The organism is Nocardia otitidiscaviarum NBRC 14405 (assembly GCF_000308635.1).
In the GTDB taxonomy this organism is placed as follows: Bacteria; Actinomycetota; Actinomycetes; order Mycobacteriales; family Mycobacteriaceae; genus Nocardia; species Nocardia otitidiscaviarum.
Window position 1 is genome coordinate 77,869 of sequence record NZ_BAGD01000054.1, and the last position, 22,013, is coordinate 99,881.

Below are 22,013 nucleotides of genomic sequence, written 5' to 3' on the forward strand. Positions count from 1 at the left end.
CTGGACCGGACTCACTCCGAGTCGGCGAAGACGCTCTCCCCGGCGGTGGCGAGTACGGCCCCGCGCTCCTGGATCAGCCACCGCCCGCAGACGCAGCGCAGGTAGCGCACGTCGCCGTGGGTGGACACGGTGGTCGGGGTGGGCCAGGCGCAGGTGGGGCAGGTGGCTGACATGGTTCCACCCTGCTGTAATGGTTCAGTGCATTTCAACCCTTACGGCGGGGTGGCGGCCGAACTGGCCGTGCGCCTGGTGAACGCCCCACCCGAACAAGACCTCGGTCGCCTGCTGGCCGAAGCGGACTACAAGCCGCTCGGCCCCATCGACGCCCGCCAGCAGGCCGAATTGCGGCGCTGGAGCGCGGCACTCGACGCGGTCTTCGACCGGCCGTCGGTCGAACTGCTCAACGCGCTGCTGGCCGCGACCACCAGTCGCCCCTACATCTCCACCCACGACGGCCGCGCCCCGCATCTGCACTACTCCGACGAGACGGCCCCGGTGGACGAGCGGGTGAAGGCGTACACGGCCTTCGGCCTGGCGTCGCTGTTCTGCGAGGACCCGCACCGCATCGGCCGCTGCGCCCGCGACGGCTGCGCCATCGTGTTCGTGGACACCTCGCGCAACGGCCGCCGCCGCTTCTGCTCCACCCGCTGCTCGACGGCCGTGCACGTCGCCGCGCACCGCCGCCGCGCCAGCCGCTGACCTACCGCGTGCGGGTGGCGAGAACCGCCGTCGCTACGCCGAATGCGGTGAGGACGGCGATGCCCAGCGCCATGAGCCGGGCCGAGTCCACCACCGACGCGTCCCCGAGCCGGATCAGTGTGCCCGCGATGGCCGAGGTGACGGCGTAGGTGATGAGCTGGGTGGTGTTGAGCGCCGCCGCGGCCTGCGCGCCCTCCGCCGGATCGTCGGTGCTGCTCATGGCGGCCACGCTCAGGTGCGGAAAGGCCAGGCCGATGCCGGTGCCCGCGACGAAGAGCACCACGGCCCAGGCGATGACGACGACGCCGGGGGCGGCGTCGGCCTGGAGCAGGCCGTAGGCGAGCAGCCCGCCGGTGAGCAGCAGCGGTGCGATGCGGATCGCCCGCCGCGCGGCGGGCGCGGTGAGGCCGACGCTGAACAGCTGCGCCACCACCCAGCCGACCGACAGTGCCGCGCCGAGCAATCCGGCGACGAGCGGTGACAGACCGCCGAGGCGCTGGCCGAACAGCGGCACGAAGTTCTCGGTCATCACCCCCGCGCACAGCGCCGCCACCGTCAGATAGACCCATTTGAGGGAATTCCCGCGCGCGTAGGTGGAGCGGGGGAGCACGCTCACCGCGCCCCTGGCATCGATCGACAGGAACGCGGCGATCAGCAGCACACCCGCGACGAGTGCGATGGTGGTCGAAATACCCTCGGGCACGGTAGAACTCAGGCTGAACGCGCTGGCCGCGAGGGTCAGTGTCACCAGTGCGGCCACCGGAACGCGGCTGCGGTCGGTGGATTCGGCCGCGCGCGGCAGTGTGCGGCGGGTGAGCGCGGCCAGCAGCAGCGCCACCGCCAGCAGCAGCCCGTAGGCCCACCGCCACGCCCCGAGTTCGGCGAACAGTCCGCCCAGCGCGGGCCCGACCAGCGTCCCCACTCCCCACATGGCCGATACCAGCCCGGCTCCGCGCGCCCAGAGGTGTTGCGGCAGCGTACTTCTGATGACCGCGAAGCCGAGCCCGGCAAGCAGCCCGCCGCCGAGGCCCTGCACCACCCGGCCCACGACGAGTAGCTCCATGGTCGGGCTGAGCGCATTGATCGCGGCTCCGAGGGAGAAGACCAGGAAACCGGCGAGGTAGGCGGCCGCCGCACCCCACCGGCCGAGCACGCGGCTGACCAGCATGGCGGCGATCACCGCCGCCATGAGGAAACCGGTCGCCACCCACGCGTAGTACCGCGCGCCGCCGATATCGGCCACGATCGACGGCATCAGCGCGGCGGTGAAGTAGAGGTTCATCGCATACAGCGCGACGCCGCCCGCCAGGACGAGCACACTCGCGAGATAGTGTCCGGAGAACAGTTCGGACCAGCCGCCGGTCACGGCACTCGATGCGCCGTCCTCCGGATTAGTCGTAGTCACTGCGGGTTTCGATGGTGTTGCGGTCACAGGGCGCTACGCTAGAACTTCAAGTTCTATTGAAGTCAAGAGAGCGGGTATGGGACAGGCACCGACCGATCTGCTGACCATCGGCGAACTCGCCCGGCGCGCCGGGGTCGCTACTTCCGCCGTGCGCTTCTACGAAGAGCAGGGCCTGATCTCCTCGGTCCGCACCTCCGGCAATCAGCGCCGCTACCGCCGCCATGTGCTGCGGCGGCTGTCGCTGGTGCTGTTCGCCAAGCGGCTCGGGATTCCGCTGGCCGAGGTGGCCGAGGTGTTCGTGGCGCTGCCCGAGGACCGGATGCCGAGCAAACGCGACTGGGACCGGATCTCCAGGCGCTGGAGCGACCACCTCGAGGCGCGGCGGCGGGAGATCGAGCAGCTACAGCGGGAGCTCACCGGGTGTATCGGCTGCGGCTGCCTGTCGCTGCGGCGCTGCTACCTGCTCAATCCGAGTGACGCCCTGGCCGAGCGCGGGTCGGGGCCCTACCGGCTGCTGCATCCGGAGGCCGACGATCGGCCCGATGTCGACGGCCGGTGATCAGGGGGCGGGGCGGATGCCGCGCAGCGGAACCATGGAGTAGACCCACCAGTCGCGGCGGGGGAGTTCGCAGCGCAGCAGTTGGACGTACATAGGCGTCCAGTCGCCGCCCTCGACGGGGCGGATCCGGACGGGGCGGCGGGGGATGTCGGTGGGCGGGATGTCGGTGTGCCAGAGGCGCTGCCAGTCGGAGGAGCGTGCGCAGAGTTCGGTGATCTCGGCGATGCGCTCGGGGGCGGTGACGCCGTGGGCCATGTGCCGGAACGAATGCACCATGAGGTGCACCTCGCGTTCCCAATCGGCGATGACCTCGCGGGCGACCGGATGCAGCAGCATCCAGGCCATGATGTTGGTGCCCGGTTCCTCCAGGCCCGGGAACGCGCGCCGGTACGCGGCGTTACCGGCGATCAGATCCAGGGCGGGGACGGTCTGGTAGCAGGCCGGGTACGGGATGCTCTCCAGGAAGTCCAGCTCCGCGCGGCTCGGCGCCTGTGTCGTGGCCGAGATCGCGGTGAGTTCCGGTTGCAGCACGTTGGCCGCGTACTCGCGGTAGTTGGTCGGCACGTCGAGCGCGTCGAACAGCGCGCCCAGGGCGGTGGAGGTCGGCGGCCGGGTGCCCTGTTCCAGTTTTTGGATGAGCCCCTCGGAGATACCGGCCCGGCGGGCCAGCTCGGCGCGGGTCAGACCCGCGGCCGCGCGGCGTTCTCGCAGGTAACCGGCGATGGCCTCCCGTGGCTCCACTGCGGGTGCGACCTCCTGAGACGACTGCTGCCAACGGCTGGCGATTACCCGATGAACCTACCGCCAGATGGGGCGATTGCCCGAACCGTCGGAGTGACGCACATCTCACCCGGTCTGGTAACTGGGACAAATTGGGACAGGACCTCGGCTTGACCCCCGGTGGGTCGACTCGGGATGCTCTCAGGGCCGTCCGAGACAGGATGGCTGCCGGATGCCAGGAGGGGACGGTATGGACGCGGTCGGCGAGGGTCGCGGCCCGTACCGCTGGGGTATCCCCCATGGCGAATCGGCCCGCACCGGGACGCCATGGGCGACGATGTCGCCGCGATCGGTGCGCTCTGGGGAGTCGCGCACCGATCGCGGCGCACGCGGGCTCAGCCGGTGGGGCGGCAGCGCACCGGATTGTCGAGTTCGTCGCAGGGGATGTTGCCGTGCGCCCGCAGGATGTCCCGGCCGAGCTGGGTGGTGAGGTAGCGCAAGAAGCTGGCGGTGAGGGATTCGGCGGCGGGGTCGCCGTAGGTGTAGGCGAATTCGGTGTTCCAGAACGGATAGGCGCCGTGCGTGGCAGTGCGCAGTTCGGCCGCGTGCCCGTCGATACGGACCAGGGTGACGTCACGGCGGGGCACGGCCGCACCCAGTTCCGCGTAGCCCAGCGCGCCGGGCAGGGCGGCGACGGTGGTGAGGACCTCCGCGGTGCTCAGCCGTTCGCAGCGGACCGGTCCGCTGGCGGCCGGATTGCCGATGGTGCGGCAGTCGGTGGAATTGGCGTCGGGATGCCACGCGCCGTCGAGTAGCTGGTTCTCGAAGGTCTGACGGGTGCCCGAGCCCCGATTGCGGCCGACGATGCGGACCGGCAGGTCGCGCCCGCCGAGCTCGCTCCAGTTGGTGATCGAACCCTCGTACAGCGCACGGATATTCGCACGCGACAGATCGGCGACCCCCGTGTCGGGATGTACGACCAGGGTGAACAGCGAGAACGCCACCGGGCGGGGGAGCAGGCGGGGGTAGCCGTCACCCTTCTCACCGTCGGAAACGGCCACCATGGCGGGTGAGGCGTTGTCGGCCGCCGCGGATCCGGCGGCGTTCAGGGTTTGCAGCCCGACCTCGCTGCCGCGGAAGTCGGCGGTGAAGTCGGCGTCGGGGCAAACCTTCTCGTAGGCGGTGGCGGCGGCCTGGATGGCCGGGGCGAGCGCGGTCGAACCGGTGAGGGTGAGCCGACCCGACGCGCAGTCCAGCGGTGCGGCCCGGGGCTGGGTCACCGCGATGGTGAGCTGTACCGCGATGACCGACACCAGGAACAGGATCAGGGCGACGCCCCAGGGGCTGGGTCGGGTGCGGCTGCGGTTCTCGTGCACGCGGCCGTTCTTGAGCCGTCCCTCCAGCCGTGGCGCGGGGTAGTCGTCGGTGCCGCCGGTGCGGCGCAGGATGGTGAGCAGCTTGTAGTGGTCGCCCCGGTTGAGCGGGACCCGGGGTAGGTCGAGGACGCCGAAGTCGCGTTCGGTGTCCTCGCGGATGGCGATGCCGGAGGTGCCGGTGAGGCTGCGGCCCAGGTCGCGGTCGCTGAGTTCGGTGACGGCGTAGCCGACCACGCGCCGCCGCTCGAAGATGACCGACAGACCGGCGGCCACGCCGTCGTGCACCCGGTAGTCGTGCTGGTCGATGGTGGTCGCGCCGTCGTTCTCCACTCGCAGCAGCACGATGGACAGGTCGGCCAGCGAGCCGTCGGGACGCGGGCGCAGCTGGGTCAGCAGGCCCGGGAACGCGGATTCGACCTCGCCGGTGACGGGGGTGTCCATCTGCACGCGATAGCCGAGGCGTTTGCGCCCGACCACCACGAATTCCCAGAGGAACGCCAGCGCCGGTACGAGGATGCCGAGAATCGCCGACACCTCGGCCAAAGGAAAGCCTTCCACCCCGCCCACTCCCGAGAATCGTTGGAAGAAATCGATTCTGATTCATACACCAGGGCGGGGACACCCGCAGGTCCGGATGTTCGGCCGGTGTTCTCCCGATCGCAACCGGGGCGGGGTGGTACGGCGGGTGGAACGGTGTTGTTTCAACTGAATTCGGCTCGGGTTGCCGCGGAGGTCGGAGTCTGCCGTGACAACCCGAGGGCGAGTGGTTGATTCGATGCGGTCTACAGCGTCGGGCAGAAGCCGCCTACCCCCGGTGGGCTCGCGGGCACGATGCGCTCGGGAGCCGGAACGGGGCGTTCGGGTATGGCCCCGGCCGGTGAGCCGGGTGAATGGTTGCCCGGCCCGGGGGCCGGAGCCGGTCCGACATCGCCGGAAGCCCAGGCGGCGGCGGGATTCAATGCGATCAAGGCGGCACAAACAGACGCACCGACGAACAGGCCGATGTGCTTTTTCTCCGTCATGGATTTCGACGGTACAACCAGCTCAAGGGAATTCGGCGGAGCCCGGCCGGTCGGTCGCGTTTCGATTGACGGTATTGTTACAAAGTCGAGTCAACAGACCGATCAGTTTCTGTCTTGCTTCCGCAGTGCCGACGCCGCCTTGCGTGCGGCCACCAGCACCGGATCCCAGACCGGAGAGAACGGCGGGGCGTAGCCGAGATCGAGGGCGATCATCTGCTCCACGGTCATGCGGGCGGTGAGCGCGACCGCCGCGATATCGATGCGCTTGCCCGCACCCTCTCGTCCGACGATCTGCACGCCGAGCAGGCGGCCGGAGCGGCGTTCGGCCAGCATCTTCACCGTCATGGGAGCCGCACCCGGGAAATAGCCCGAGCGACTGGTGGATTCGATGACGACGGTGACGAATTGCAGTCCGACCGCGCGGGCGTCCTTCTCGCGCAAGCCTGTTCGCGCCACCTCCAGATCGCACACCTTGCTGACCGCCGTGCCGACCACGCCGGGGAAAGTGGCGTAATCGCCGCCGACGCCGGAACCGATGATCTGTCCGTGTTTATTGGCGTGGGTGCCGAGCGGGATATGGCGTTCGGAACCGGAGACGAGATCGAGCACTTCCACGCAATCGCCTCCGGCCCAGATGTTCTCGTGACCGCGCACCCGCATGGCCAGATCGGTGAGCAGGCCGCCGGATTGCCCCTGCGGCAGCCCCGCCGCCCGGGCGAGTTCGGTGGCCGGGCGCACGCCGATGCCGAGCACCACCACATCGGCGGGGTATTCGGCGTCGGCGGTGGTGACCGCGCGCGCCCGACCCGCGTCGTCGGTGCGGATGCCGGTCACCTCCGCATTACCGACAACGCGAATGCCCATGCCTTCCATGGCTTTCCGGATGAGAACGCCCATATCCGGGTCGAGAGTGGACATGGGTTCGGTGCCCCGGTTCACCAGGGTGACGTCGAATCCGCGACTGATCAGCGCCTCCGCCATCTCGACGCCGATATAGCCCGCGCCCACCACCACCGCGCGCCTGCCTTCGACGGTTTCCAGGGTGTCGATGAGCGCCTGCCCGTCGTCGAGGGTCTGCACGCCGTGCACCCCGGCCGCGTCGATGCCGGGTAGCGGCGGCCGAATCGGCGTCGCGCCGGTGGCGAGGACGAGTTTGTCGTAGTCCCACCAGCTCTCGGCCCCGGTCTCCAGTTCGCGCGCCCGCACCCGGCGGCCGGGCACGTCGAGTTCGACCACCTCGGTGCGCAGCCGCAGATCGATATCCCGCGCCCGATGCTCCGCGGGCGTCCGCGCGATGAGTTCATCGCGGTCGGTCACGTCGCCGCCCACCCAGTAGGGGATGCCGCACGCCGAGTACGAGGTGAAATGCCCCCGTTCGAACACCACGATCTCGAGTTCCTCGACCCGCCGCAATCGGCGCGCCTGCGATGCCGCCGACATTCCCGCCGCATCCCCGCCGATGATCACCACGCGCTCGCTCATACGGCCCACGGTACGAGAAGTCGCCCCGCTCCGACGGCCTGCCACGGGGTGGTTGTCACTCCGGTTCGCCCGCGACCCAGACCGACGCCATGGTGAACGGGTGACCGCGCAGTTCGGCCCACTTCGGCTTGGCGTCGATCCAGGTGTCGTCGATGGTGGACTCGGCCAGTTCGACGAGCCGCCATCCGGACGCCGTGCCCGCGCTCACGTGGTCGCTGACCCGGTGCAGGTGGGTGCTGATGGCGAGAGGTTCCCCGGCGTCCGAGGTGTAGTGGGTGGGCATACCGGCCACCATCATGAACTGCGGGTGGTAGCTGACCAGGACGAACAGTCCGCCCGGGGTGGCCAGGCGGCGGGCCTCGCGGTAGAGCGGCGGCAACGCGGGGAGGTGTTCGTCGATGAGCGAGGCGATGACGAGGTCGTAAGCGCCGCCGTCCCAGCCGGTCTCACGGACGTCGCCGTGGGTGAGCGAGGCGTGGACGCCGCGCTCCCGCGCCCATGCCAGCATGCCCGCGCTCAGGTCGATGCCGTCGACGCGTGCCGTGCCCTGCCGACGCAACCAGTCCCCGGTGCGGCCGGTGCCGCAGCCCAGATCCGCGGCCCGGCGCACCCGGGCCCAGTCCGGCCGCCGCAGGCGCGCCAGCAACGCCAGGTCCATCGCGTCCAGGACGGTGTTCTCGTAGGTGTCGGCCCAGCCGTCGTATCCGGTGGCGACATCGACGGTGCGGTAGTGGCGACGATCGAAGTCCGCGAAGCTCGGCATGGCCACATCTTGCGCGGCGCGGCGGGCTGTCGCCACGGGATTTCCGTGCCGCCCGGCTCAGCGGATGGTGACCGCGCCCGCGATGACACCCCAGAGTCGGTCGGCGGCGTCGTCGACGGTGGGGCGGGGGTCGCGGCGCAGCAGGTCGGCGATGCCGTAGCGCAGGGCGCCGATGATGCAGGCTCCGGCCAGTTCGGGGTCGATGCGGGGGTCGATGTCGCCGTCCCGCTGGCCCTCGCGGATATTGCGGCCCGCGGCGGCGGTGAGGCGGGTGAGCGCGCCCGCCTCCAGTTCGGCCACCTCCGGTTCCATCGCGATCCGGGTGAGCAGCAGTTCCGCGAGGGGGTCGCCGAAGTGGTAGGCGACGAAGTTGCGGGTGCGGGCGTGTTCCCGGTCGGTCCAGTGCACGCCGGCGGGGAGGGTGTCGTCGGCGATGGCCGCGACCAGCCCGGCGTGGAATCGCTCGTAGACGGCGACCAGCAGACCGGCCTTGGAGCCGAAGTGGTGGTAGAGCGCGCCGGTGCTGAGGCCGGAGCGGCGTTTGAGGGCGTGCAGGTCGACCGTGCCGTTGCCGTCGAGGAGTTCGGCGCGGGCGGCGTCGAGGAGCTGTTGACGTCCCAGGGGTGCGCGTGCCACAGTCGGAGAATAACAGAATTCGGTTATGTTATAGGGATCGGAGGGCGTCGTGAGCGCCGAAGTGACATCGGTCGTGGACCTGGCCGGGGATCTGGCCGGAAAATACCGCCGCACCGAAAGCGGCGGCAGCACTGTCGATCCGGAGATCGTGGCGGCCGATCTGGCCGCCGTGGAACGCGACGGCTACGTCATCCTGGAGAACCTGCTGACCCCGGACGAACTCGACGAGATCCGGCGCGAGATGCGGCCGCTGCTGGACCGGACCGGCCGCAACAACTTCGAAGGGCATGCGACCCAACGGGTCTACAGCCTGCTGAACAAGACGCGCAGCTGCGACCGCGTGGTCGCCCATCCGCGCGTGCTGGCCCTGCTGGACCGCCTGCTCATGCCGAACTATCTGCTGTCCATGCTCCAGGCGATCAATATCCTGCCCGGTGAGGCGGCCCAGATGCTGCACACCGACGACGGGTTCTACCCGCTGCCGCGCCCGCGCCAGGCCCTGAGTGCGGCCACCATCTGGGCCGTGGACGAATTCACGCCCGTCAACGGCGCGACCGATATCATCGCGGGCAGCCACCGCTGGGGCGACCGGCTGCCGGACGAGACCGATACCCGGGTGCCGGTGGTCATGCCCGCGGGATCGTGCGTGTTCTTCCTCGGCACGCTGTGGCACGGCGGTGGCGCGAACACCGCGGCGGATCCGCGGCTCGCGCTCACCGCCCAATACTGCGAACCCTGGCTGCGTCCGCAGGAGGCGTTCACGCTGTCGACGCCGCACGACATCGTGCGCACCGTGAGCGAGGACATCCGGCGCATGCTGGGGTACAGCATCCACCCGCCCTTCATCGGCCAGGTGAACGGCATGCACCCCAAACGCCTACTGGAGCAGGAGGATTAGCTACAGCGGGGTCACGTAGGCCCCGGAGATGCCGCCGTCCACCAGGAACTGCGAGGCCGTGACGAACGAGGCGTCGTCGCTGGCCAGGAAGGCCACGGCGGCGGCGATCTCCTCCGGTTCGGCGAAACGGCCCAGCGGAATGTGCACCAGGCGGCGCGCGGCGCGCTCCGGATCCTTGGCGAACAGCTCCTGGAGCAGCGGCGTGTTCACCGGCCCGGGGCACAGGGCGTTGACTCGAATGCCCTGGCGGGCGAACTGCACCCCGAGTTCGCGGCTCATGGCCAGCACACCGCCCTTGGAGGCGGTGTAGGAGATCTGGGAGGTGGCCGCACCCATGACCGCGACGAAGGAGGCGGTATTGATCACCGACCCCCTGCCGCGCGCGAGCATGTGTTCGATGGCGTACTTGCTGCACAGGTAGACCGAGGTCAGATTGACCTCCTGCACCCGCCGCCACGCGTCCATGCCCGTGGCGAGGATCGAATCGTCCTCCGGCGGTGAGATTCCCGCGTTGTTGAAGGCGATATCCAGTCCGCCGTAGGTGTCCACCGCGGTCTGGAACAGGGCGCGGACCTGGGTCTCGTCGGTGACGTCGACCTTCACGTACAGTCCGTCCACCGCGGCGGCCGCGGCCGCGCCGGTGGTGGGGTCGATATCGGCGACGACGACCTTCGCGCCCTCGCGCGCGAAGCGGCGGACCGTGGCGAGGCCGATGCCGCTGCCGCCGCCGGTGACGACCGCTACTCGATCCTGTAAGCGCTGCAACGCATCTCCTCTGGGATGGGGGTGACGGGATATCACTCGGTGGCGATGAAGACGTTCTTGGTCTCGGTGAAGGCGCGGGCGGCGTCCGGCCCGAGTTCGCGGCCCAGCCCGGACTGCTTGAAACCGCCGAACGGTGTCGAATACCGCACGGAGGAGTGCGAATTCACCGACAGGTTCCCGGCCTCCACCGCCCGGCTGACCCGCAGTGCGCGTCCGACGTCGGAAGTCCACAGCGACCCGGACAGGCCGTATTCGGTGTCGTTCGCGATGCGGATGGCGTCGGCCTCGTCCTCGAAGGGCAGGACGGCCACCACCGGACCGAACACCTCCTCGGTGACCACCCGGTCCGTCGGGCTCCCGGGCAGCACCACGGTGGGTGCGAACCAGAAGCCGGGGCCGTCCGGGCAGGTTCCGGTGAACGCCACCGTGGTGGCGGGCTCCAGGAATCCGGCCACCCGCTCTCGGTGCGCGGCCGAGATGAGCGGACCCATTTCGGTGGACTCGTCGGCGGGATCGCCCACCCGCACCGCCTGCACGGCCGGTTCCAGCAGCTCCAGGAATCGGTCGAACACACTGCGCTGCACCAGGATTCGCGAGCGCGCGCAGCAGTCCTGACCGGCGTTGTCGAAGACCGCGTAGGGTGCGGTGGCGGCGGCGCGCTCCAGATCGGCGTCGGCGAAGACGATATTGGCGCTCTTGCCGCCGAGTTCCAGGGTCACCCGCTTCACCTGCTCGGCGCAGCCCGCCATGATCTGCTTGCCGACCTCGGTGGAGCCGGTGAACACCACCTTGCGCACCGCCGGATGGGTCACGAACCGCTGACCCACCACCGACCCCTTACCCGTGACGATCTGGAAGACGCCCTCGGGCAGCCCGGCCTCGCGGGCGAGTTCGCCCAGGCGGATGGCGGTGAGCGGAGTCAGCTCGGCCGGTTTGAGCACCACGGTGTTCCCGGCCGCGAGCGCGGGTGCGAAACCCCAGGCGGCGATGGGCATGGGGAAGTTCCACGGCACGATGATGCCGACCACCCCGAGCGGTTCGCAGAAGGTGATGTCCACGCCGCCGGCCACCGGAATCTGGCTGCCCAGCAGGCGTTCCGGCAGTCCCGCGCTGTAGTGCAGCACATCGCGCACATTGCCCGCCTCCCAGCGCGCATTGCCGATGGTGTGCCCGGCATTGCGCACCTCGAGCCGGGCCAGCCGCTCCAGATCGGCGTCCACCGCCTCGGCGAACCGGCGCAGCAGGCGTGCCCGGTCACCGGGGGCGACCGCCCGCCAGTCCGCCGCCGCGCGCCGGGCGCGGTCGATGGCGGCGTCGGTGGCGGCCAGGTCGGCCGCCTCGACCGTCGCCACCACCGCCGCGGTCGCGGGGTTGATCACCTGCGTCGTCACCGGTGCTCCCTTCGATTCGTCACGGCCGCGTCCACCAGGGCCCGCATGAGCCGGTGTTCGGTGGCGTCGGCCTCCGGATGCCATTGCACACCGACCAGGAAGGGGCCGGTGTCGGACTCCGCCGCCTCGATGATGCCGTCCTCGGCGCGGGCGGAGACGGTGAGACCGGGGGCGAGCCGGTCGATCGCCTGATGATGGTGGCAGTGCGCCAGCACCTGCGGGCCGACGATCGCGGCCAGTCGGCTGCCCGGTGCGGTGCGCACCCGCGTCGGCGTGAAGACCCCGGGCACCCGGCAGTGCTCCTCGTGGCCGAGCACATCGGGCAGATGTTGCAGCAGCGTGCCGCCCAGCGCCACATTCACCAGCTGCATGCCGCGACAGATCGCCAGCACCGGCAGCTCGGCCGCCCGCGCCCGCTCGAACAGCGCGAACTCGAATTCGTCTCGCCCCGGCCGGATCTGGCGCACGGACGGGTGCGGCGCAGCGCCGTAGCGGCCCGGATCGAGATCGGCCCCGCCGGTCAGCACCACTCCGTCGAGCCGCGCCACCAGTTCCGCCGCCGCACTACCGACCGGCGGCAGCAACACCGGAATCCCCCCGGCCCGCTCCACCAGATCGACGTAGTCCCGCGGCAGCAGCACCGCCTCGTGATCCCAGACGCCGTAGCGGGCGCGCTCGGAGTAGGTGGACAACCCGATCACCGGCCGCCCGCCGGTAGCTGTGTCGCCGTGTGGTGCTGTGCTGTCGCGTGGTCGCTCAGAGGCGCTCGAAGCCACGGATTCGCTCCCAGTCGGTGACGGCGGCGTCGAAGGCGTCGAGTTCGACCTGGGCCGCATTGCGGTAGTGGCGGACCACGTCCGCGCCGAAGGCGGCGGTGGCGACCTTGCTGTCGCCGAAGAGCTGGGCGGCCTCGCGCAGGGTGCGCGGCACCCGGGGGCGCTGCGAGCGGTAGGCGTTGCCGTGGAACTCCGGTTCCAGGGGCAGGCGGTGTTCGATGCCGTGCAGACCGGCGGCGATGATGGCCGCCACCGCGAGGTAGGGGTTCACGTCGGCGCCGGGGACGCGGTTCTCCACGCGCAGCGACGATCCGTGTCCGACCACGCGCAGCGCGCAGGTGCGGTTGTCCCGGCCCCAGGCCACCGCGGTGGGCGCGAAGCTGCCGGTCTGGAAGCGCTTGTAGGAGTTGACATTCGGTGCGAGCAGGTAGGTGAGTTCGCGCAGGCAGTCCAGCTGTCCGGCCAGGAAGTGCCGCATGAGCGCGGATTCGCCGCCCTTGCCGTCACCGGCGAACACCGGCTCGCCCGACTCGGTGCGCAGGCTGATGTGGATGTGGCACGAACTGCCTTCGCGCTCATTGTATTTCGCCATGAAGGTGATGCTGCGCCCCTCCTGGGCGGCGATCTCCTTGGCCCCGGTCTTGTAGATGCTGTGGTTGTCGCAGGTCACCAGCGCCTCGTCGTAGCGGAAGGCGATCTCGTGCTGGCCCGGATTGCATTCGCCCTTGGCCGATTCCGGATACATGCCCGCCCCGGCCATCTCGTTGCGGATGCGCCGCAGCAGCGGTTCGACGCGCGCGGTGCCGAGCATGGAGTAGTCGACGTTGTACTGGTTGGCGGGCGTGAGTTCGCGGTAGCCGCCGCGCTGCGCCGCCTCGTAGCTGTCGTCGAATACCAGGAATTCCAGTTCGGTGCCGACGTAGGCGCGTAAACCGTGCTGTGCCAACCGATCCAGCTGTGCCCGCAGCACCTGCCGAGGTGAGGCCGTCACCGGCTCGCCCGCGGGCTCACCCCGGTCGCCGAGCCGTTCCACATCGCACAGCACCAGGGCGGTGCCCGGCCACCAGGGCACCAGGCGCAGGGTGTCGAGATCGGGCCGCAGCACGAAATCCCCGTAGCCGGTGTCCCAGGACGAGAGTGCGTAGCCGTCCACGGTCGTCATCTCCACGTCCACGGCCAGCAGGTAGTCGCACGCCTCGGTGGCGTGCTGGAGCACCTCCTCCACGAAGTAGCGTGCCGAACATCGCTTGCCCTGCAATCTGCCCTGCATATCGGTCATGGCGACCAACACCGTGTCCACCATGCCCGCCTCGACCCGCTGCACCAGATCCGCGACGGTGAGCATCCCGGTTCGCATCAAGACCCCTTTCGGCACCGACCTGCTCACGCTAGGCGACCGGTGGGCCGTCCGTGCGTCGATTCACGCCGCGGGTCGGAGTAGTTCTACGCAACGCGCCGAGGTAGTTCCGCCGAGCCGGGCGCGGTGCGGTGCGGCCTACGCTGCGACGCATGCCCACCGCACCGACCCCAGGAACCGCGCCCGTCGGGAAGGAGGCGCTCGTCGGGGCCCTCGCCGCCGTGGCGGCCGCACCCGTGGCCGCGGCGATCGTGGCGGTCCTGTACCGCTTCCCGATTCCGCTGACCGGCTATGCCGATGGGTTCGGCGGTGCGATTTCCGCGGCGCTGGGCAGCCTGTTCTACCTGGTGCTGGGCGGCGCGCCGGTGCTGGGCCTGCTGGGCGCGGTGGGCGGTGTCGCCGCCGCCCGGCTCGCCGGACCCGATATCCGGCGGGCGCGCCGCCTCACCCTGCTCCTCGCGGGTACGATCGCGCTGTTCGGTGCCATCGCGCTGGCGAGCCTCGAACTCTTCATCGGCGCTTGGTGATACACAGGCCCTCGGTGAATGCAACAGTGCGAAAGTTTTTCGGTGGTCCGCCGGATCGGCGGAGATGCGCCGGATTCGACGCGGACCCCACCCGGGGGAGCCGTCGTACCGGTAGCGTTGAAGGTGATGTCGGTCGAGGATGTCCGGCGAGACGAGATGTGGTGTGCTGTGTGGAGTTTCGAGGTGTCGCCCAAGTTGTCCATCGGTGAGTCGGTAATGAGCGAACTGCTGGACCGGGCCGTTTCCGACGGTGTGGCGCTGCGGCTCGGCGTCGTCATCGAGCACAACGGAGCGGTGCTGCTACTGGAGCACGACGAGCATGTCGCGGGCCGCAGCCCGCTGAACCTACCCGGGACCACCGTGCGACCGGGGGAGCCGCTCGCGCTCGCCGTGGCCCGCGCGGTATTCGAGGAGACCGGTCTGACGGTTGTCGATGTGGTCCGCCACCTGGGCAGCTTCGACTACCTGTCCAATGCCGGGACACCGGTGCGCCGGGAGCACTTCGCGGTCGAGGTGGCGAATATCGGGCCCGTCCGGTTGACCAACTACGTCGACCACCACTGGGTCCGGCTGGACGGCGACCTGCCGGTCACCCCGTCGATTCGCCGCATCCTCGCGAATTACCGATCCCACTCGGAAGCGTGAGACGGCCCGCCGCGGCTATACCTCGACCATGACCGCGGCGGAATTCGTACCCGAACATGCCGACCTCGCGACCCTGCGGCGCGCCGCCCGCGACTGCCGGGGCTGCGAGCTGTACCACGACGCCACCCAGACGGTGTTCGGCGAGGGCCCGCCGGACGCGCGGGTGGTCATGATCGGCGAGCAGCCGGGCGACCGCGAGGATCTGGACGGGCATCCGTTCGTCGGCCCGTCCGGGCGGCTGCTGGACCGGGCGCTCGAGGAAGCCGGTCTGGATCGTGAGACGGTGTACCTCACCAATGCCGTCAAACACTTCAAGTTCACCGAACGCGGCAAGCGGCGCATCCATCAGCGCCCCGGCCGCACCGAGATCGTGGCCTGCGCACCCTGGCTCACCGCCGAACTCGACGATATTCGGCCCGAGCTGGTGGTCTGTCTCGGGGCGGTGGCGGCCCAGGCGGTGCTGGGCTCGGACTTCCGGGTCACCCGGATGCGCGGGCAAGTGGTGGCGGCGGACGACTACCGGGCCGTCGCCACGGTGCACCCCTCCGCGGTGCTGCGCGATCCTGATCGGGAGCGGGCGTACCGGGGATTCCTCGCGGACCTGCGGGTGGTCGCCCGGGAATTGCGGCCCTGAGAACCGCGGCCCTGAGAACTGCCGCCCTGAGAACCGTGGCCCTGGCCCGGAGGGTCGGCCGACGGTCGCGGCGCCGCGCGTGCGGTGTCGCAGGTGCGCGGCGTTTCCCGCGGCGGCTCACGGGTATCCGCAGGTGCGTGGGGTGGGATGCGGTAGGGGAGTGAGGTGCGGCGATGGTGACGGTGTTCCTGGTCGACGATCACGAGGTGGTACGCCTCGGAATTCGCGAACTCATCGAGGACACCGACGATCTCACCGTGGTCGGTGAGGCCGCGACCTGTGCCGAGGCCCGGCGCCGGGTGCCGTCGCTGCGGCCCGATGTGGCCGTGCTGGATGTGCGCCTGCCCGACGGCAGCGGGGTGCAGCTGTGTCGCGATCTGCTGGCCGCCGCGCCGCACCTCCGCTGCCTCATGCTGACCTCGTTCGTGGACGAGGAATCCATGGTGGGGGCCGTGCTCGCCGGGGCCAGTGGGTTCCTGGTCAAGGACATTCGCGGGCCGGAGCTGGTCGCGGCCGTGCGCGCGGTCGCCGCGGGGCGGTCGCTGCTGGACGACCGCGCCACCGCGGTGCTCATGGGGAAGCTGCGCGAACAGGCCGCTCCCGGACCGCTGTCGAATCTGACCGACCGGGAGCGCACGGTCCTGGCCTACCTGGGCCAGGGACTGACCAACCGGCAGATCGCGCGGCGGATGTTCCTGTCGGAGAAGACCGTCAAGAACTATGTGTCGCAGCTGCTGAGCAAGCTCGAGGTGGCGGGTCGCACGCAGGCCGCGGTGCTGGCCGCGCGGCTCGGGCTGGCAGATCTGCCCGAGCGCTGAGGCGGGCTACACCACGATGTCGTCGAGTGGGCGGCGGGGTGTATGCGGCAGCGGGGCGGCGCTGGTCGGCACCCACCCGATTCGCACCATGGCCTGGGCGTGAGCGCAATCGTGCAGCACCTGGGACCTGATCTCCTCTCGCAGTGCGGGCACGCCGAGCGGCTCGGTTTGCAGGCAGCTGGACAGGCCCAGGTCCGTCGCCGTCAGCAGCAGTGCGCTCAGGGCCTCACCGGCCCGCAACCGCGCCCGGGTGTCATCGCCCGGGGTGCACACCACCAGCCATTCCGCGGCATCCGGGTGCAGGGTGCGGTCGGCCAGCGCGGGGTCGAGGAAGGTGCGCACCGGAATCTCGTCGCCGCATTGCGGGCGGGGCGTATTCGCCGCGGGCACCCCGTCACAGCCGCCGCGCCGCCCACTCCATGCGGCGAGTTCGCGCTGATAGTCGGCGTCCCGAGCGTGTCGTTCGAGCGCCGCCCACGCGGGCCGCGCCAATCGCTCCCGCAACCCCTCCGGTACATGGCGGGCCGCCGCGCCGAATCCCACCGCGGCGCCGGTGATCCGCCGCAGATAGCCGGTGGGCACCGGCCAGGTGCTGTACCGCCGCCGGTCCGAGCGCCGATGCAGGATCGCGGCGGCCAGGTCGAAATCCGAGCGCGCCGGTGTCGAGGGCGCGAACTCGACGGCGGCGAGCAGATCGGGTTCCCGGGCCTCCGGCAGGTATCGCACCTCGGCGGTCCAGCCCAGCACGGCCGCCGCCACCCGCAGGTGGTGCAGCGCCGCCCCGCAACTCAGCACCAGACCGCGGCCCTGCGGATCGGTGGCGGGCAGCTGTCTGCTCCGGTCGGCGAACAGCTCGACCGTCCCGTCGCCGAGCCGCCACCGCCACGGCTGCGAATTGTGTACCGACGGTGCGCGCACCGCCAGATCCAGTGCGGCTGCCACCGTGTCCGGATTCGGCCGTTCAGCCAGCATCTGTCGGTTTCCGCCCTTCCGTCCGCGTCGTATGGTGTCGAACCCGAGTGTGTTCGTCGGGGCGCGGTTCGACACCGAGCCGAAGGTCCCGAGCATCCGGGACCTGCGGCTCGGGCCGGGCGGCGGATGCTCAGCTCAGGGCTCGGACCAGGCGGGTCGCGATGGGCACCGGAATGTCGTGGCGGGCGGCTGCGCGCAGCAGCGCACCGCCGATGGCGTCGAGTTCGAGCGCCCGCCCGGCCTCGGCGTCCCGCTGCATGGAGGATTTCGCCTGTGCGGGGAAGGTTTCGTAGCGGGCCAGTGCCGCGGCGGGGTCGGACGGCCCGCCGCAGGCCGCGCTGACCGCCGCTGTCTCCGCCACCAGTGCGGCCAGTTCGTCGCGATGCCGAGTGCGGATCTCGCCGATCGGCTCCGCGTAGTGGGTGGTCATGAGCGCCAGCGGTGCCAGGAACAGCAGTTTCGCCCACAGCGCCGCCGCCTCGTCGGCCAGTACCCGGGTGCTCACCCCGGCGGCGGTGAGTGCCCGGGCCAGAGCGTCGAGCCGATCGCGCGGTGCCGACGCACCGGTCAGGTCGATCTCGGTGAACGGGCTGCCGTGCTGGACGACTCCCGGTGCGGTGCGGGTGGATTCGACGCGGATGACGGCGGGGGCGACCCGGTCGGCGCCGTAGCGGGCACGCAGCAGCGCCGGATGGTCCACGCCGTTGAGCAGCGGGATCAGCAGGCCGTCGCCGAGGGCCGCCGGCGCGATGCGGTCCAGGGCGGTGTCGAGGGCGGTGTGCTTGACGGTCACCAGGCAGGCGTCCACTGGTTCCCGAAGCTCGGTATCCGCCTCGACCGCGGCCGTGAAATCACCGAATTGCCCACTGCGAACCCGGATTCCGTCGGTGCGCAGGGTCTTCGCGGTGTCCTCGGAGGCCAGGCAGACCACCCGGTGTCCGGCTCGCGCGAGCAGTGCGGCCAGCAGTCCACCCACCCCGCCGGGGCCCAGGACGGCCACGGTCGATACGTGATCGGTCATGATGCGATGCGATCCTTTCGTCGGTCGGCCCCGCTTCCGGTGGCCGCCTCGCACCGATCATCGCATTGCCGTGCGGTCGTCGCCGCAGTAGCGGGTGATGAAGCGGTGCAGGATCTCCATCGGTTCGGTCACCGTCTCCCGATGCCCGAGCTCGGTCAGGTAGTCGGCCTCCGTCGGATCGAAATACCCTGCGTGACGGTAGGTTTCGATGCGCACCGCGAGTCCGTTGCCGTCGAGTTCGGGATGGAACTGGGTGGCGTACACATTGCTGCCCACCCGGACCATCTGCACCGGGCAGCCCGCCGAACCGGCCAGCAGCACCGCGCCCGGGGGTACCTCCTGACAGGCTTCCTTGTGACCCACGAAGGCCCGGAATTCCGGCGCGATGGTGCTCAGCAGCGGATCCTCGCGGGCGGCGGCGGTGAGTACGATGGTCTGCGCCCCGGGCGGTTCGCCGTACCGTTCCTCGCTCACCTTGCCGCCGAGCACATCGGCCAGCATGCTCAGCCCGTAGCAGGCGCCCAGGTACGGGAAGTCGCGGCGGGCGATCTCGGCGACGAGCAGCCGCAGCGGGGGTTCGAAGAGTCGCTGATAGTCGTACTTCAGATCCCAGGGCTTGCTCACATTGCTGGGGCCGCCGCCCACGATGACCGCGGAGAAGTCGTCGAGATCGAGTTCGGGGAAGTGCTGGTCCATCTGGATGCGCACCATCCGGTCCGCGTCCAGCCGGGCGGCGCGCAGGATGGCCTGGTATTCGTCGTCGGCGGCCGATCGCTCGGGCCGTAGCTGCAACAGCAGGCAGGGCTTGGGCATGACTTCAGATTGTGACGGCAGTACCGGGTCCGCCGGGCCAGGACTACGGTGGATGTCGCTTGTGTACCGAATCCGCTGGAGGCGTCTTGCGCAACTTCGCTCGTGTCCTGCTCCTGCTGCTGGCCCTGGTGTGCGGTGCCGCATTCGTCCCGACGGTCGCGACGGCCGCTCCGGCCCTCGACGACACCACCTCCGGCAAGCTCGACGACCTGCTGCGGGTGCGGGCGGGCGCGGGCGAGCGGAGCACGGGCGACATGCTGGAACTGCTCTCCCGTGAGTTCCTGGGCACCCCGTACCGGGCGAATATGCTCATCGGCTCCGCCGACCGGCCCGAAGAGCTGGTGATCGACTTCCGGGCGCTGGACTGCTTCACCTATCTCGACTACGTGACGGCGCTGAGCCGCTCCGCCGACCGGGACCAGTTCGTGGACAATCTGATCCGGACCCGCTACACCGACGGGCGGGTCGATTTCGCGCACCGCAAGCACTTCTTCAGCGACTGGGCGCACACCGAGCGCATCGCCGCCACGGACATCACCGCCTCGGTGAGCGCGGCGGCGGTCACGGTGGACAAGCACCTGAACGCCAAAGCCGATGGCGGAACCTATCTTCCGGGCCTGCCGGTGGTCGACCGCGCCATCACCTACATTCCCCGCGACGCGGTGGACGACACCGTGATCGCCCAGCTGCGCACCGGCGACTACATCGGCGCGTACGCCGACGCGGCGGGACTCGACGTCACCCACGTCGGCTTCTTCGTCATGACACCGTCCGGCCCGGTCTTCCGCAACGCGTCCTCGCTGGCGGAGCACAACGAAGTGGTCGACTCACCGTTCCGCGAGTACGTGCGCAGCACCCCGGGCATCGTGGTGATGCGTCCGGTGTGACGCGGGGCCGTGACACGCGGGCTCGCGGTTGTGTCCCGCGTCACAAACAGACTCTACTGTTTGTCTCATGGGTCTATCGCGCTCGCCGGGCACCCGATCGGCCGTCGTCTCGATTCCGCTGCGCCGCATGGCGATTGCCGCAGCCGCCGGACTGGCGCTGACCGTCCCCGGAAATATGGCGAGGGCGGAACCGGCACTGCCCGTGGGGCTGACCGACGCCGTCGAGCGGGATCTGGGCCTGACGGCGGGGGAGTACCTGCGGCGCGCGGACCTCGGACAGCGGGTGGCGGGCTTCGCCGCCGACGCGCGGCAGCGCTATCCGCTGGCCTTCGCCGGAGCCTGGCTGGACGGTGCCACCCCGGTCGCGGCGCTGACCCCCGGTGAGGGTGCGGACGCGGCCCGGCGGGCGGCACGGGCTGCCGGTTTCGAGGTGCGGACCGCCGACCGCAGCGAGGTGGAGTTGGGGCGGGAGAAGTCGGCCTTCGAAGGATGGCTGGCCGAACAGCCCGGTACGGTCGCCGAGGCGGTGCACGGGGTGGGGATCGACGTGGTCGGCAATCGGATCGTGGTGCGCGTGGAGCGGGCCGGGGTGGCCATGCCGCCGTTCGTCGCGCCGGACAGCGTGGTGGTGCAGGCGCGGCCGGTGGCCGCCCCACTGGCGCCGACCGGCAGTGCGGGACTCGGCTCCACCGGTCCGCTGCCCGAGACCGGGCCCGCGCCCGAGGCCACGCCGGGTGCCGAGGACTACTGGCGCAATACCCCGCGCACCCCGAGCGGCAGCGTCGCCGCGGCCGATCCCTATGTGGCCGTGGCGGGTTCGACGGGTGCGCACTGCTCGTTCGGTTTCCACGGCGCCGACAGCGGCGGCGGCCCGGTGAACATCACCGCCGGACATTGCGATCCGGCTCCCGCCGCGGCCGGAACCGCTACGGCGGCAGGCGTATACGAGTGGATTCCCGGCCGCCCCTACGGTGAGCGATTGGGCGGATTCCGTCGATCGGTCTTCGGCGGCCGGGACTACGCCGTCGTCGCGGTCGCCGACGGTGCGCGAGATCGACTCGCCAACAACGAGGTTCGCGTGCCCGGTGAGGGTTCGCTGCGGGTCGACGGGGTCGCCGCGCCCGTGGTGGGCGCGCCGATCTGCAAGTCCGGGGCCACCACCGGCTTCACCTGCGGTGTGGTGCGCGAGGTCGATGTCACCAGCCGGGTCAGCGACCAGCACCGGCGCACCCCGGCGGTGGAGTTGACCGGGCTGTTCCGCACCAACGCCTGCGCCCTGCCCGGCGACAGCGGGGGCCCGGTGCTCACCGGCACCAAGGCCCTCGGCATCTCCAGCAATGTGCCGTCGGTGAACCTGGCGCTGTGCCCGGTGCGCGAGCCGATCAGCGCCGGTTCCGCCGACTTCGGCCCCGGCCTGATCGCCCAGCCCGTCGCCGCTGTGCTGGACGAGAACCCGGGCCTGACCCTGCGCACGGAGTGAGCGGCCGCGGCCGTGACTTGGGCGGGCCGTGCGCTGGGCTGTCATGGTCTGGGCGGGCTATGGTCGAGGTATGGGCGTCATGGGCGAACTGTTCCCCGGCAAGAAGCTGACCAATGAGAACAGCGAGGACAGCGGCGGGCAGACTCATCGGCCGCGCGTGGACCTCGACCTGGAGGCCGGGGTGATTCGAGTATCGCCCGGCACCCGGCCCGCCGAGGAAGACCATTCCGGCTGAGGGCTGGCCGCCTCGGCTGTCGACTACGCGCGGGTGGGCGGAGCGGGCCGTGCGGGTAGGGCTGGTGCGACCGGAGAAGGTGTCCGCCTGCTCCCCGACTGTCGCGGTGCTCGCACCGCCCCGACTCGTATC

25 protein-coding genes are annotated in these 22,013 nt (G+C 70.4%); 10 read left to right on the top strand and 15 right to left on the bottom strand.

What is annotated here, in order from left to right; translation table 11 throughout:
* Window positions 1–11: 11 nt before the first annotated feature.
* Window positions 12–173, bottom strand: coding sequence for a hypothetical protein (locus ON31_RS37265; protein ID WP_162836489.1), 162 nt, complete (start codon window positions 171–173; stop codon window positions 12–14).
* Window positions 174–198: 25 nt separating this feature from the next.
* Between ON31_RS37265 and ON31_RS10400 the strand changes: the two genes are divergently transcribed.
* Window positions 199–699: a CGNR zinc finger domain-containing protein gene (locus ON31_RS10400; RefSeq protein WP_039812106.1), complete on the top strand. Its 501-nt coding sequence runs from the start codon at window positions 199–201 to the stop codon at window positions 697–699.
* A gap of 1 nt (window position 700) precedes the next feature.
* On the opposite strand, the gene ON31_RS10405 is transcribed toward ON31_RS10400, so the two are convergent.
* On the bottom strand, window positions 701–2,104 hold the full coding sequence (locus ON31_RS10405; RefSeq protein WP_255222047.1) for an MFS transporter: 1,404 nt from the start codon (window positions 2,102–2,104) through the stop codon (window positions 701–703).
* 76 nt (window positions 2,105–2,180) lie between these two features.
* Here ON31_RS10405 and soxR point away from each other — a divergent pair, with 76 nt between their 5' ends.
* Window positions 2,181–2,663, top strand: coding sequence for a redox-sensitive transcriptional activator SoxR (gene soxR / locus ON31_RS10410; protein WP_039812110.1), 483 nt, complete (start codon window positions 2,181–2,183; stop codon window positions 2,661–2,663).
* Here the strand turns inward: soxR and ON31_RS10415 are convergent, their stop codons facing one another.
* From ON31_RS10415 to ON31_RS10435, 6 genes are all read right to left on the bottom strand, one after another.
* Complete coding sequence (locus tag ON31_RS10415) at window positions 2,664–3,404, bottom strand: helix-turn-helix domain-containing protein (protein WP_039812113.1); 741 nt, start codon at window positions 3,402–3,404, stop codon at window positions 2,664–2,666.
* 374 nt (window positions 3,405–3,778) lie between these two features.
* Window positions 3,779–5,317: a substrate-binding domain-containing protein gene (locus ON31_RS10420; protein ID WP_039812335.1), complete on the bottom strand. Its 1,539-nt coding sequence runs from the start codon at window positions 5,315–5,317 to the stop codon at window positions 3,779–3,781.
* A gap of 224 nt (window positions 5,318–5,541) precedes the next feature.
* On the bottom strand, window positions 5,542–5,781 hold the full coding sequence (locus ON31_RS36585) for a hypothetical protein (RefSeq protein WP_143980227.1): 240 nt from the start codon (window positions 5,779–5,781) through the stop codon (window positions 5,542–5,544).
* 102 nt (window positions 5,782–5,883) lie between these two features.
* Complete coding sequence (locus ON31_RS10425; RefSeq protein WP_039812116.1) at window positions 5,884–7,263, bottom strand: FAD-dependent oxidoreductase; 1,380 nt, start codon at window positions 7,261–7,263, stop codon at window positions 5,884–5,886.
* Between the two features lie 55 nt (window positions 7,264–7,318).
* Complete coding sequence (locus tag ON31_RS10430) at window positions 7,319–8,062, bottom strand: class I SAM-dependent DNA methyltransferase (RefSeq protein ID WP_255222048.1); 744 nt, start codon at window positions 8,060–8,062, stop codon at window positions 7,319–7,321.
* A 21-nt stretch (window positions 8,063–8,083) separates the two neighbouring features.
* Window positions 8,084–8,662, bottom strand: coding sequence for a TetR/AcrR family transcriptional regulator (locus tag ON31_RS10435; protein ID WP_039812119.1), 579 nt, complete (start codon window positions 8,660–8,662; stop codon window positions 8,084–8,086).
* A gap of 49 nt (window positions 8,663–8,711) precedes the next feature.
* Here ON31_RS10435 and ON31_RS10440 point away from each other — a divergent pair, with 49 nt between their 5' ends.
* Window positions 8,712–9,560 (top strand): phytanoyl-CoA dioxygenase family protein, encoded by an 849-nt coding sequence (locus ON31_RS10440; protein ID WP_039812122.1) that lies wholly within the window; start codon window positions 8,712–8,714, stop codon window positions 9,558–9,560.
* On the opposite strand, the gene ON31_RS10445 is transcribed toward ON31_RS10440, so the two are convergent.
* The 4 genes from ON31_RS10445 to ON31_RS10460 are packed head-to-tail and all read right to left on the bottom strand — an operon-like array spanning window position 9,561 to window position 13,849.
* Window positions 9,561–10,358 carry a 3-oxoacyl-ACP reductase gene (locus tag ON31_RS10445; RefSeq protein WP_370450490.1) on the bottom strand — a complete coding sequence of 266 codons (798 nt, stop codon included), beginning with the start codon at window positions 10,356–10,358 and terminating at the stop codon, window positions 9,561–9,563. It lies immediately after the preceding gene.
* Window positions 10,358–11,716: an aldehyde dehydrogenase family protein gene (locus ON31_RS10450; protein WP_039812128.1), complete on the bottom strand. Its 1,359-nt coding sequence runs from the start codon at window positions 11,714–11,716 to the stop codon at window positions 10,358–10,360. The genes ON31_RS10445 and ON31_RS10450 overlap by 1 nt, the downstream gene beginning before the upstream one ends.
* Window positions 11,713–12,414 carry a gamma-glutamyl-gamma-aminobutyrate hydrolase family protein gene (locus ON31_RS10455; protein ID WP_218007311.1) on the bottom strand — a complete coding sequence of 234 codons (702 nt, stop codon included), beginning with the start codon at window positions 12,412–12,414 and terminating at the stop codon, window positions 11,713–11,715. Before ON31_RS10455 ends, ON31_RS10450 begins: the two co-directional genes overlap by 4 nt.
* Before the next feature lie 58 nt (window positions 12,415–12,472).
* Window positions 12,473–13,849, bottom strand: a complete 1,377-nt coding sequence (locus tag ON31_RS10460; protein WP_081592349.1) for a glutamine synthetase family protein — start codon at window positions 13,847–13,849, stop codon at window positions 12,473–12,475.
* 152 nt (window positions 13,850–14,001) lie between these two features.
* Here ON31_RS10460 and ON31_RS10465 point away from each other — a divergent pair, with 152 nt between their 5' ends.
* From ON31_RS10465 to ON31_RS10480, 4 genes are all read left to right on the top strand, one after another.
* A complete protein-coding gene (locus ON31_RS10465) occupies window positions 14,002–14,376 on the top strand; it encodes a hypothetical protein (protein WP_039812136.1) in 375 nt (124 codons plus the stop codon).
* Window positions 14,377–14,502: 126 nt separating this feature from the next.
* Entirely contained in the window at window positions 14,503–15,021 is a 519-nt protein-coding gene (locus tag ON31_RS10470) for an NUDIX domain-containing protein (protein ID WP_051037065.1), read from the top strand.
* Window positions 14,996–15,655 carry a UdgX family uracil-DNA binding protein gene (locus tag ON31_RS10475; RefSeq protein ID WP_255222053.1) on the top strand — a complete coding sequence of 220 codons (660 nt, stop codon included), beginning with the start codon at window positions 14,996–14,998 and terminating at the stop codon, window positions 15,653–15,655. The genes ON31_RS10470 and ON31_RS10475 overlap by 26 nt, the downstream gene beginning before the upstream one ends.
* A 173-nt stretch (window positions 15,656–15,828) precedes the next feature.
* Window positions 15,829–16,473 carry a response regulator gene (locus ON31_RS10480; protein ID WP_039812142.1) on the top strand — a complete coding sequence of 215 codons (645 nt, stop codon included), beginning with the start codon at window positions 15,829–15,831 and terminating at the stop codon, window positions 16,471–16,473.
* 6 nt (window positions 16,474–16,479) lie between these two features.
* Here ON31_RS10480 and ON31_RS10485 read toward each other — a convergent pair whose 3' ends face one another.
* The 3 genes from ON31_RS10485 to ON31_RS10495 form a co-directional block, all read right to left on the bottom strand.
* On the bottom strand, window positions 16,480–17,445 hold the full coding sequence (locus ON31_RS10485; RefSeq protein WP_039812340.1) for an Acg family FMN-binding oxidoreductase: 966 nt from the start codon (window positions 17,443–17,445) through the stop codon (window positions 16,480–16,482).
* A 130-nt stretch (window positions 17,446–17,575) separates the two neighbouring features.
* Window positions 17,576–18,466 carry a ketopantoate reductase family protein gene (locus ON31_RS10490; protein WP_039812145.1) on the bottom strand — a complete coding sequence of 297 codons (891 nt, stop codon included), beginning with the start codon at window positions 18,464–18,466 and terminating at the stop codon, window positions 17,576–17,578.
* Window positions 18,467–18,523: 57 nt separating this feature from the next.
* A complete protein-coding gene (locus ON31_RS10495; protein WP_039812148.1) occupies window positions 18,524–19,279 on the bottom strand; it encodes a glutamine amidotransferase in 756 nt (251 codons plus the stop codon).
* A gap of 86 nt (window positions 19,280–19,365) precedes the next feature.
* On the opposite strand from ON31_RS10495, the gene ON31_RS10500 reads away from it, so the two are divergent.
* From ON31_RS10500 to ON31_RS36590, 3 genes are all read left to right on the top strand, one after another.
* Window positions 19,366–20,166, top strand: a complete 801-nt coding sequence (locus ON31_RS10500; RefSeq protein WP_039812151.1) for a DUF1460 domain-containing protein — start codon at window positions 19,366–19,368, stop codon at window positions 20,164–20,166.
* Window positions 20,167–20,233: 67 nt separating this feature from the next.
* Window positions 20,234–21,646, top strand: coding sequence for a S1 family peptidase (locus ON31_RS10505; protein ID WP_039812154.1), 1,413 nt, complete (start codon window positions 20,234–20,236; stop codon window positions 21,644–21,646).
* 70 nt (window positions 21,647–21,716) lie between these two features.
* Window positions 21,717–21,881, top strand: a complete 165-nt coding sequence (locus tag ON31_RS36590) for a hypothetical protein (RefSeq protein ID WP_157533635.1) — start codon at window positions 21,717–21,719, stop codon at window positions 21,879–21,881.
* Window positions 21,882–22,013 lie beyond the last annotated feature (132 nt).

Bases quoted from the DNA above. Each gene is read 5' to 3' on its own strand.
- soxR (WP_039812110.1), top strand. From the start codon at position 2,181: ATGGGACAGGCACCGACCGATCTGCTGACCATCGGCGAACTCGCCCGG.
- ON31_RS10465 (WP_039812136.1), top strand. From the start codon at position 14,002: ATGCCCACCGCACCGACCCCAGGAACCGCGCCCGTCGGGAAGGAGGCG.
- ON31_RS36590 (WP_157533635.1), top strand. From the start codon at position 21,717: ATGGGCGTCATGGGCGAACTGTTCCCCGGCAAGAAGCTGACCAATGAG.
- ON31_RS10485 (WP_039812340.1), bottom strand. From the start codon at position 17,445: ATGCTGGCTGAACGGCCGAATCCGGACACGGTGGCAGCCGCACTGGAT.
- ON31_RS10460 (WP_081592349.1), bottom strand. From the start codon at position 13,849: ATGCGAACCGGGATGCTCACCGTCGCGGATCTGGTGCAGCGGGTCGAG.
- ON31_RS10495 (WP_039812148.1), bottom strand. From the start codon at position 19,279: ATGCCCAAGCCCTGCCTGCTGTTGCAGCTACGGCCCGAGCGATCGGCC.
- ON31_RS10470 (WP_051037065.1), top strand. From the start codon at position 14,503: ATGTCGGTCGAGGATGTCCGGCGAGACGAGATGTGGTGTGCTGTGTGG.
- ON31_RS10480 (WP_039812142.1), top strand. From the start codon at position 15,829: ATGGTGACGGTGTTCCTGGTCGACGATCACGAGGTGGTACGCCTCGGA.
- ON31_RS10505 (WP_039812154.1), top strand. From the start codon at position 20,234: ATGGGTCTATCGCGCTCGCCGGGCACCCGATCGGCCGTCGTCTCGATT.
- ON31_RS37265 (WP_162836489.1), bottom strand. From the start codon at position 173: ATGTCAGCCACCTGCCCCACCTGCGCCTGGCCCACCCCGACCACCGTG.
- ON31_RS10425 (WP_039812116.1), bottom strand. From the start codon at position 7,263: ATGAGCGAGCGCGTGGTGATCATCGGCGGGGATGCGGCGGGAATGTCG.
- ON31_RS36585 (WP_143980227.1), bottom strand. From the start codon at position 5,781: ATGACGGAGAAAAAGCACATCGGCCTGTTCGTCGGTGCGTCTGTTTGT.
- ON31_RS10490 (WP_039812145.1), bottom strand. From the start codon at position 18,466: ATGACCGATCACGTATCGACCGTGGCCGTCCTGGGCCCCGGCGGGGTG.